Annotated in this window: 6 protein-coding genes; 4 read left to right on the plus strand and 2 right to left on the minus strand. The window is 68.3% G+C overall.

The window, feature by feature from the left end; translation table 11 throughout:
* Together DF200_RS10105 and DF200_RS10110 are read right to left on the minus strand one after the other, a co-directional pair.
* The coding region (locus DF200_RS10105) for a DUF6020 family protein (protein WP_241520230.1) at positions 1–910 on the minus strand (910 nt) is incomplete at its 3' end.
* Between the two features lie 44 nt (positions 911–954).
* Positions 955–1,470, minus strand: a complete 516-nt coding sequence (locus tag DF200_RS10110; RefSeq protein WP_241520231.1) for a biotin transporter BioY — start codon at positions 1,468–1,470, stop codon at positions 955–957.
* 314 nt (positions 1,471–1,784) lie between these two features.
* On the opposite strand from DF200_RS10110, the gene DF200_RS10115 reads away from it, so the two are divergent.
* From DF200_RS10115 to DF200_RS10130, 4 genes are all read left to right on the plus strand, one after another.
* Positions 1,785–2,750 (plus strand): biotin--[acetyl-CoA-carboxylase] ligase, encoded by a 966-nt coding sequence (locus tag DF200_RS10115; RefSeq protein WP_109138150.1) that lies wholly within the window; start codon positions 1,785–1,787, stop codon positions 2,748–2,750.
* A gap of 120 nt (positions 2,751–2,870) precedes the next feature.
* On the plus strand, positions 2,871–4,769 hold the full coding sequence (locus DF200_RS10120) for an acetyl/propionyl/methylcrotonyl-CoA carboxylase subunit alpha (RefSeq protein ID WP_109138151.1): 1,899 nt from the start codon (positions 2,871–2,873) through the stop codon (positions 4,767–4,769).
* Positions 4,762–6,360 (plus strand): acyl-CoA carboxylase subunit beta, encoded by a 1,599-nt coding sequence (locus tag DF200_RS10125; protein WP_170112510.1) that lies wholly within the window; start codon positions 4,762–4,764, stop codon positions 6,358–6,360. The genes DF200_RS10120 and DF200_RS10125 overlap by 8 nt, the downstream gene beginning before the upstream one ends.
* Before the next feature lie 92 nt (positions 6,361–6,452).
* Positions 6,453–9,230, plus strand: a 2,778-nt coding sequence (locus tag DF200_RS10130) for a fatty acid synthase subunit beta domain-containing protein (RefSeq protein ID WP_439098329.1), incomplete at its 3' end; no start/stop codon positions are given.

A 9,230-nucleotide genomic window follows, 5' to 3' on the forward strand; every position in this document is an offset into this window, starting at 1 on the left:
CCTGGGGCGCCGGTTGGGGGGAGCGCCTCTCCGATTGGCTCCCCTCGGGATCGAGGGGAGCTGTCGAGCGCAGCGAGACTGAGGGGAGTCGTTCCGGTTGGCTGGTTTCTTCTTGATGGGGAGGAGCTGGGGAGGCTCTATCACGTAGGAACGGCATGTTGAGGAATCGGTTCGCGGTGGCGGCGCAGCAGAACGCGGCGAAGAGGAACTGCGCTCCGGAAAGCACCACGATGCCGGCGTCGACCGCGCCGGTGAGCGAGCGGCTTGCGAACGCCACGCCGCCGTACAGCAGCGTGAGGAGGATGTTGTGCTGGTTGGTGAGGAACGTCGGATCGGCCGGCCACAGGTAATGCGCGGTCGGGTAGACGTCCATGATGGTGTTCACCACACCCGTGCCGTCGAGATAGGTCTGCGGGTCGCCGTGGGTCTGCGCCCAGAACGACGAGAATTCCCGAATCTGCGAGAACAGGTCGGCGCCGAACGCGCTGAGCAGCGTCGCATAGCACCACAGCCATCCGACGACCAGGATGACGAAGAGCTTCCATGTGCGGTCGGTGGCACGAAGGATCGCCTCCTCGTGCCGTGCGAGGAAACCCTGGGGTCTTGCGTCGCGGGCCGGGTTGTCGCGGGGCTTTCCGCCTGCCTCGCTGGGCGATTGTCCACAGCGTTCATCCCCATCGCGCACAACTCTGGGGATATCGTTGCGTCTCCGTCCGGCCAGCCGCGTCAGCCCGACGACCATGCCGAAGTATGCGGCGAACGCGACGACGAGCATCGCCGCATTGGCCGGGGAGAAATCAGTGATCGACCCGTCGGCGCGGTAGATCGGGCCGACCGCGGTGCACAGCGCCAGCCACAGGCAGGCCAACGCCGCCACCGTCCATCGCAGAACATTCCAAACCGTATTCATCGCCCATGATTCTATCGGTCGCCGGAGAGAGGGCTCCCGGCGGGTCAGCGGCGGGAAAGGCCGGCGCAGGCAACCGATACGATGACGGCCTTGGGCAGGTCGCCGGCGAGGAATCCAAGAGACGCCAGCATCACGGCGGGGAACGGCACGCCGGTGAGCACCGACTGCACGAATGCGCCGAACGGGTACAGCACCACGATCACCCCAAGCACGATCGCGCCGAAATACCGCAGCGAGGTGAGCGCGCGGGCTTTGACCGAGCCGGTGCGCGCCTTGCCGCGGACCATCGCCGTGACGACCACGGCCGGCAGGAAGCCGACGAGGAACCCGGCGCTCGGACCGACCAACGCCAGCGTGGAGGCGCCGCCCGCGAACACCGGAAGGCCGGCCGCCCCCGCGACGAGATATGTGCCGATCGCGCCGGCGGCCTCGCGCCAGCTGAGCGTGAGCGCGGCCAGCATCACCACGAACGTCTGCATCGTGATGGGTACCGGCGTGCCGGGCACGGGAACCTTCCCGGCGGCGGCCGCGGCCCACATCAGCCCGGCGAACAGCAGCATCCTGGCCCCCGAGGCGAGCAGCCGTTTGGCGGTGGCGGCGTCGGCCGTTCTGGCGACATGGTCGAGGACCGGGCTGCGGTGTTGTGAAATCATACAAATCCTTCCGGGATCACGCGATGGCAATGATGCCAGAACGTCAAACGTTCTATGCTCATGGTTGCCGAAATCGTTGGGAACAGAGGGCTCCTCCGTTTCGGTATCCCAGCATAGAAACCGCGCCTACGGAACCGTTTGTATGAATGTACAAAAACCGGCGACGGATTTTGTCGGTTCCCGGGTTCCTTCGTCCATGGACGGATTGATAGCGTGAAACCATGCCGATTCATGAGTTTGTCTGGCGGGCGCCAGCCCCGCGCACCGCCGCCGAGGCGGATTCGCTGACGATTCTGGATACGGTCGACTCCACCAACACGATGATGGTCCGCGACATCGCGGCGGGTGTGCACGGTCTGGACCACGGTGGGGATGCCGTGGCCCGCATAGCGCACCTGTACGACGCCGACGCCACGGACGCCGCCGCGACGGACGGTGGTGACGCCGACGCCGCGCGCCACGCCCTGCCGATCGCCGTCGCCGTCTCGGACACACAGACCAGATGCCACGGCCGTCTGGGCCGGGTCTGGTACAACCGGCCGGGGCAGTCGCTGCTCGCATCATTCGCCGTGCCCGCGCCCGCCGCATTGATCGACGACGCGCTGGGCGGCTGGATCACCATGGCGGCCGGCCTCGCCGTGCTCGACGCCATGGGCGACGTCGTGGACGACTACGACGTGTCGGCGTCCGGCGCCGATCGGGGGAAGCTCACCATCAAATGGCCGAACGACGTGTTCTGCGACGGTCGCAAACTGGCCGGCGTGCTCAGCGAATACGTGCCCGTCGACGACCGCGGCTCCGCGGTCGTCATCGGCATCGGCCTGAACCTGTTCGTGCCGCGGAACGAACTGCCGACCGGCACCGCCACGTCGCTGCATCTGCATTACGGGAACCTCCCCGACTACGCCACGCTGCGAGACGTGCTGATGGCCGGCATCGTGCGGCACCTGCGCGCACGGCTGGAACGGCTCTACGCCGACCCGAAGACCGGCGCGGCCGACGTGCTGCGCGAGGTCGAGCCCGTGAGCTGGACGCTCGGCCGACGCGTGGAGGCGCGGCTCGTCGACGGCGGCCGCATCCAAGGCACGGCCACGGGCATCAACCCGGACGCCTCGCTGACCATCCGCACCGACGACGGGGAATCCCACACGGTCACGACCGGCGACGTGGGCGTCATGCCGATATAGGCGGCGGATCCGTGGAACCCAGCGAAATCCGAGAACCAGACCACAAGAGCATACGAACTGCATGACACAGCGGCGCGGCCGGCAACGGCGTGACACACCGCGCAATCCGGAAAGGACCCTATGCGAAAACTGCTGATCGCCAACCGCGGGGAGATAGCTCTGCGCGTGGTGAGGACCGCCCAGGAGATGGGCATCGGTACGGTCGCCGTCTACGCCGACCAGGACCGGGACGCCATGTACGCGCAGATGGCCGACGAGGCGTATCTGCTCTCCGGCGACACGAACCTCAAGACGTATCTCAACGAGGACCTCATCGTCGACATCGCCCGACGCTCCGGCGCCGACGCGCTGCACCCCGGATACGGGTTCCTCTCCGAGTTCGCGGCGTTCGCACGCACGGTGCGGGCGGCGGGCATCACCTGGGTCGGCCCGAAACCCGAGGCGCTCGACGAGCTCGGCGACAAGATCACCGCCTGCAAGGTGGCGGCGCGCGCCAAGGTGCCGGTCGTGCCGGGACTGGCCGAACCCGTCACCGACATGCGCACGCTGCTCGACTTCGCCAACGCGAACGGCTACCCGGTGATGATGAAGAAGGCCGACGGCGGCGGCGGACGCGGCATCACGCTCATCCACAACGACGACGAGCTGCGCCAGTTCTACCTCAACCACGACGCCCTGCAGGGCGGCGACCTCGGCGACTACTTCATCGAGAAGTTCGTGGACAAGGCCCGCCACGTGGAGACCCAGTCCGGCCGCGACAGCCACGGCAACTTCACCGTGTACTCCACGCGCGACTGCTCCGTGCAGCGCCGCAACCAGAAGCTCGTGGAGGAGGCGCCGGCCCCGTTCCTCACCGCCGACGTGCGCTCCCAGCTTGAAGGCTTCTCCCAGAGGCTCTTCGAAACCGTCGACTACGTGGGCCTCGGCACCTGCGAGTTCCTCGTCACGCCAGCCGGCCGCGTGTACTTCATGGAGGTCAACCCGAGGCTCCAGGTGGAGCACACCGTGAGCGAGCAGGTGAGCGGCCTCGACCTCGTGCGCGAACAGCTCATCATCGCCGACGGCGGCGAACTCACCAAGGCGCCCGCACCGCGCGGCCACGCGTTCGAACTGCGCATCACCAGCGAGGACCCGGCCACGAACCTCACGCCCAGCTCCGGCACGCTGGAATCCATCACCTGGCCGTCCGGCCCCGGCATCCGCATCGACACCGGCGTGGAGGTGGGCGACACCATCTCCCCGAAGGACGACTCCATGATGGGCAAGGTCATCGTCACCGCCCAGGACCGCCTGACCGCGGTGGCCCGCGTGCGCCGCGCCCTGCGTGAACTGAGCATCGAAGGCGTGCCCACGCCCGCCAGCCTCTTCCAGAAGATCTTCACCAACCCCGACTTCACCGCCGAGGACGGCCACCCGTTCGAAGTGACCACCAAATGGCTGGAACGCAACTACCTCAACGCCAAGCCGCAGGCCGTCACCACCGGCCAGCCCGCATCGGTGAGCGGCAAGGAGGGCCGCCGTCCCGCAATGGAGACGTTCAACGTGGAGGTCGACGACAGGCGCGTCAAACTCGCCGTGCCGTCCGACCTGCTCGCCGGCATCGGCTCCGGCCACGGCACGACCGGCACGCGCCGTCCCACGCAGCCGCTGCGCGGCACCGGGCTGCACGACGTCGGCGACAACACCCGCCACACGGACGACGCGGCACGCTCCGGCATCATCGTCGCCACCATGCAGGCCGTCGTCACCCGCATCAACGTGGCCGAAGGCCAGACCGTCGATAAGGGCGACCTGCTCGTCGTGCTCGAATCCATGAAGATGGAGAACTACGTGTACGCGCCGGCCAAGGGCGTCATCAGGAAGATCGACGTGGGCGTGGCCGACGGCGTCGACCCCGGCCAGACGCTCGTGTCGATGGACATCGAAGGCGCCACGCACGACCACGGTCATACGAACGACACGCACAACGACGGTCATGCGACCGATGAGGGGAATGGAAAGGAGAACGGCGATGACTGACACGCTCGGAGTCTCCGTGGACACGACCAACGCGGCCGCCGCCCGGCACCAGCCGGTGCGCGACGCCATCGCGCGCGCGGCCGAACTCGCGCGCGACGCCGAGGCGAACGCCGTCAGACGCCAGCACGCCAAAGGCAAGTACACGGCGCGCGAACGTCTCGACCTGCTGTTCGACACCGACACATTCGAGGAGATCGGCCGGTTCAACGGCGGCGACATCAACGCCGGCAAGGCCGGATCGGCCGTCATCACCGGCTTCGGCAAGATCTACGACCGCAAGGTCGCCGTCTACGCACAGGACTTCTCCGTGCGCGGCGGCACCATGGGCATGGCCGAAGGACGCAAGATCTGCCATCTCATGGACATGGCCATCGATCTGAAGATCCCCGTCGTGGCGCTCATCGACTCCGGCGGCGCACGCATCCAGGAAGGCGTCGCCGCGCTCGCCCAATACGGCCACATCTTCCGCAAGACCTGCGAGGCGAGCGGCTTCATCCCGCAGATCTCCCTGATCCTCGGCCCATGCGCCGGCGGCGCCGTCTACTGCCCGGCGCTCACCGACCTCATCATCATGACCAAGGAGAACTCGAACATGTTCGTCACCGGCCCCGACGTCGTCAAGGCCGCGACCGGCGAGACGATCAGCATGGACGAGCTCGGCGGCGGATACGTGCACAACGCCACGTCGGGCGTGGCCCACTATCTCGGCGAGGACGAGGCCGACGCCATCGACTACGCACGCACCGTGCTCGCCTACCTGCCGTCCAACAGCGACGAACAGGCGCCGACCTGCGCGTACGCGTCCGGCCACGCGGAGCGGGAGGCCGCCAAACGCATCGGCGGCATCATGCCCGACAACGACCGCCAGCCATACGACGTGCTCGACGTGATCCGCTGCATCGTCGACTACGGCGAATTCGTGCAGGTGCAGGAGCTCTACGCCCAGTCCGCCGTCGTCGGATTCGCCTGCGTCGACGGTCGCCCGGTCGGCGTCGTCGCCAACCAGCCGAACGTGCTGGCCGGCATCCTCGACGTCGAGGCCTCCGAAAAAGTGGCCAGATTCGTACGGCTGTGCGACGCGTTCAACCTGCCGGTCATCACGCTCGTCGACACGCCCGGATACAAGCCCGGCGCCGACCAGGAGCACAACGGCATCATCCGACGCGGCGCGAAGGTCATCTACGCGTACGCCAACGCCCAGGTGCCGATGATCACCGTGATCCTGCGCAAGGCGTTCGGCGGCTCCTACATCGTGATGGGATCCAAGGCCATCGGCGCCGACGTGAACGTCGCCTGGCCGAGCTCGCAGATCGCCGTGCTCGGCGCCGCGGGCGCGGTGAACATCATCCGCCGCAAGGACCTGCAGAAGGCCAGGGAGGCCGGGCAGGACGTCAACGCCCTGCGTCGACGGCTCGCCGACGAATACGAAAGGACCACCGTCAACGCCAACCTCTCCCTCGAAATGGGCGAGATCGACGCGATGATCGACCCCGAACAGACTCGCGACGTCATCGAACGGTCGCTCAGACTGCTCGCCACCAAGCGGCGCGTGCGCCGCACCGGCAAACACCATGGCAACCAGCCGATGTGACCCGCGGGCGGGCTTTTCGAAACCAACGATGTGAACCAACCAACAGACCGAAACAGAACGAAAACAGACCGATAGGAATCGATAAGGAACATATGATGACCAACGAATTCTTCCTCAGCCGCCTCGCCGACCAGCCCCATGCGCTGGCCTTCGCCGGCCAGTCGACGCCGTGGCCGGTCGCCCTCGCCGACGAACTGCAGAACCCCGTCCTCGACGCGAGCCTGCACGACCACGCAGCCGCCGCCCGGCGACTGCTCACACCCGTCTCCGCCGAACTGCTCGCCACCACGGGACGTCCCGTGGACCTGTTCGGCTTTGAACCGAACCCGGCCAGGCTCGGCGCCGCCGCCGACGCGCCCGCCAGCGTGCCCGGCATCGCGCTCGCCCAGCTCGGCGCCATCCTCGACGCCGCCGACCTCGGCTACGACGTGGCCAAGGCCCATCCCGTGGCCGTGCTCGGCCACTCGCAGGGCATCCTCGCCGTGCACATGGTGCGCGCCATCCAGCAGGCCGGCTCCATCGACGCCGCGGCCGACGCCATCGACGAGATCCTCGCCATCGCCACGCTGATCGGCGTGGCCGGCACCCGGCAGGCCCGCGGCAACGCGCTCGCCAGCCGCAGCGGCGACGCCACCCCGATGCTTTCCGTCAAGGGCGCCACGCGCCAGCAGATCGATGCGCTCGTGGCCCGCGTGACCAACCCGCGCGGCCCGATCGCCGTGGCCGTGACCAACTCCGGCAACCACTACGTGCTCTCCGGATACCCGGAGGACCTCGCCTCCTTCGAAATCGAGGCGGGCAAGGAGCACAGGCACCAGGCCACGCTGCGCGAGGAGAAGGTGCGCGGCGGACGCGTGTTCGCGCCCGTGCTCGAATACCTAGACGTGACGCTGCCGTTCCACAGCCCGATCATGGCCGAGGGAGTGGAGCAGGCCGTGGCATGGGCGCGCAAATGCGGATTGGACGCCGACCGCGCCCGCACGCTCGCCGCCGAGGTGCTGCTCAACCATGTGGACTGGGCCGCCCGCGTGCGCGAGGCGCTGGAATCCACCGACCCCGGCAGGCTGTGGGTCGTGGACCTCGGCCCCGGCACCGTGGTCGGCAAGCTGCTGAGCACCGTGGCCCAGGGCACCGGCGTCGGCGTGGTGGACGCCTCCACCGGCGACGCCCGCGCCACGCTCTCCACACTGGAGTCCGAACCCGCCCGCACCCAGAACTGGACGCGCTACGCGCCGCGCGTGGTGGCCACCCCGGCCGGGCCGAAGGTGCGCACCGCGTTCAGCGACCTCACCGGCAAGCCGCCGGTGCTGCTCGCCGGCATGACCCCCACCACCGTGGACCCGGAGATCGTGGCCGCGGCCGCCAACGCCGGCTACTGGGCCGAGCTCGCAGGCGGCGGCCAGGTGACCGCCGAGGTGTTCGACCGACATGTCGCCAGGCTTGAGGAGGAGCTTGAGGAAGGGCGCACCGTCGAGTTCAACGCCATGTTCATGGACCGCTACCTGTGGAACCTCCAGTTCGGCTCGCAGCGCATCGTGCCGAAGAAGCGCGCGTCGGGCACGCCCATCGACGGCGTGGTCGTCTCCGCCGGCATCCCCGAGCTCGACGAGGCCAAGGAGCTCATCGAAACGCTCAACGCCGATGGCTTCCCCTACGTGAGCTTCAAGCCCGGCACCGTCGACCAGATTCGCCAGGTCGTGCGCATCGCCAAGGCCGTGGCCCCCGTGAAGATCCTCATCGAGGTCGAGGGCGGCGCGGCCGGCGGCCACCACAGCTGGGAGTCGCTCGACGACCTGCTCATGAGCACCTACGCCGAGGTGCGCGAGCAGACGAACCTCGTGCTCGTGGTCGGCGGCGGCGCCGGCACGCCCGAACGCGCGGCCGACTACATCACCGGCCAATGGTCCCGCGCCTACGACCTGCCGCTCATGCCGGTCGACGGCGTGCTCGTCGGCACCGCCGCCATGACCGCCAAGGAGGCGCACACCAGCCCGCAGGTCAAGCGGATGCTTGTGGAGACTCCCGGCATCACCGACGCCGACAAGGACGACGACCCGTTCGCCCCGCTCGGCGAGCGCTGGGTGCCGTCCGGCAAGTCCGTCGGCGGCGTCGCCTCCGGTCTGAGCCATCTGCACGCCGACATCTACGAGGTGGAGAACTCCTCCGCCGTGTGCGGGCGTCTGCTCGTGCGTGTGATGAAGCATCCCGAGGAGCTCGATTCGCGCCGCGACGAGATCATCGCCGCGCTGAACAAGACCGCCAAGCCGTACTTCGGCGACCTTGAGACCATGACCTACTACGCGTGGGCCAAGCGTTTCGCCGACCTTTCCTACCCGTGGGCCGACGAGACCTACGCCGACCGGTTCCTGCACCTGCTGCAGCGCATCGAGGCCCGTGTGCGAGACCAGGAGTCCGGCGAGTTCACCTCGCTGTTCTCGGGCCGCGGCGACGTGCTCGACCCGGCGCCCGCGCTGGAGCGGCTCAAGGCCGCATACCCGCAGGCCGACGAGCTCACCGTGGTGCCGAGCGACGTGGCATGGTTCCCCGTGCTCGTGCGCGAATACCCGAAGCCCATGCCGTTCGTGCCGGTCATCGACAACGACCTGCTGCGCTGGTGGGGCCAGGACCAGCTGTGGCAGTCCGAGGACCCGCGCTATTCCGCCGATTCCGTGCGCGTGATCCCCGGCCCGATCTCCGTGGCCGCCATCACCACCGTGGACGAGCCGATCGCCAGCATCCTCGGACGCTTCGAGACCGCCATGGTCGAACGCGTCGAGGCCGCCTCCGCCGATGCCTCCGCCTCCGCCGATGCCTCTGTCGAAGACGCTCCATCCTCTTCTTCGGCTCCCCTCCCGGGAGGGGAGCTGGCC

The organism is Bifidobacterium catulorum, assembly GCF_003129925.1.
GTDB classification, from domain to species: Bacteria; Actinomycetota; Actinomycetes; order Actinomycetales; family Bifidobacteriaceae; genus Galliscardovia; species Galliscardovia catulorum.

Coding starts and splice junctions, on each gene's coding strand:
- DF200_RS10110 (WP_241520231.1), bottom strand. CDS start 1,470: ATGCTGCTGTTCGCCGGGCTGATGTGGGCCGCGGCCGCCGCCGGGAAG.
- DF200_RS10115 (WP_109138150.1), top strand. CDS start 1,785: ATGCCGATTCATGAGTTTGTCTGGCGGGCGCCAGCCCCGCGCACCGCC.
- DF200_RS10120 (WP_109138151.1), top strand. CDS start 2,871: ATGCGAAAACTGCTGATCGCCAACCGCGGGGAGATAGCTCTGCGCGTG.
- DF200_RS10125 (WP_170112510.1), top strand. CDS start 4,762: ATGACTGACACGCTCGGAGTCTCCGTGGACACGACCAACGCGGCCGCC.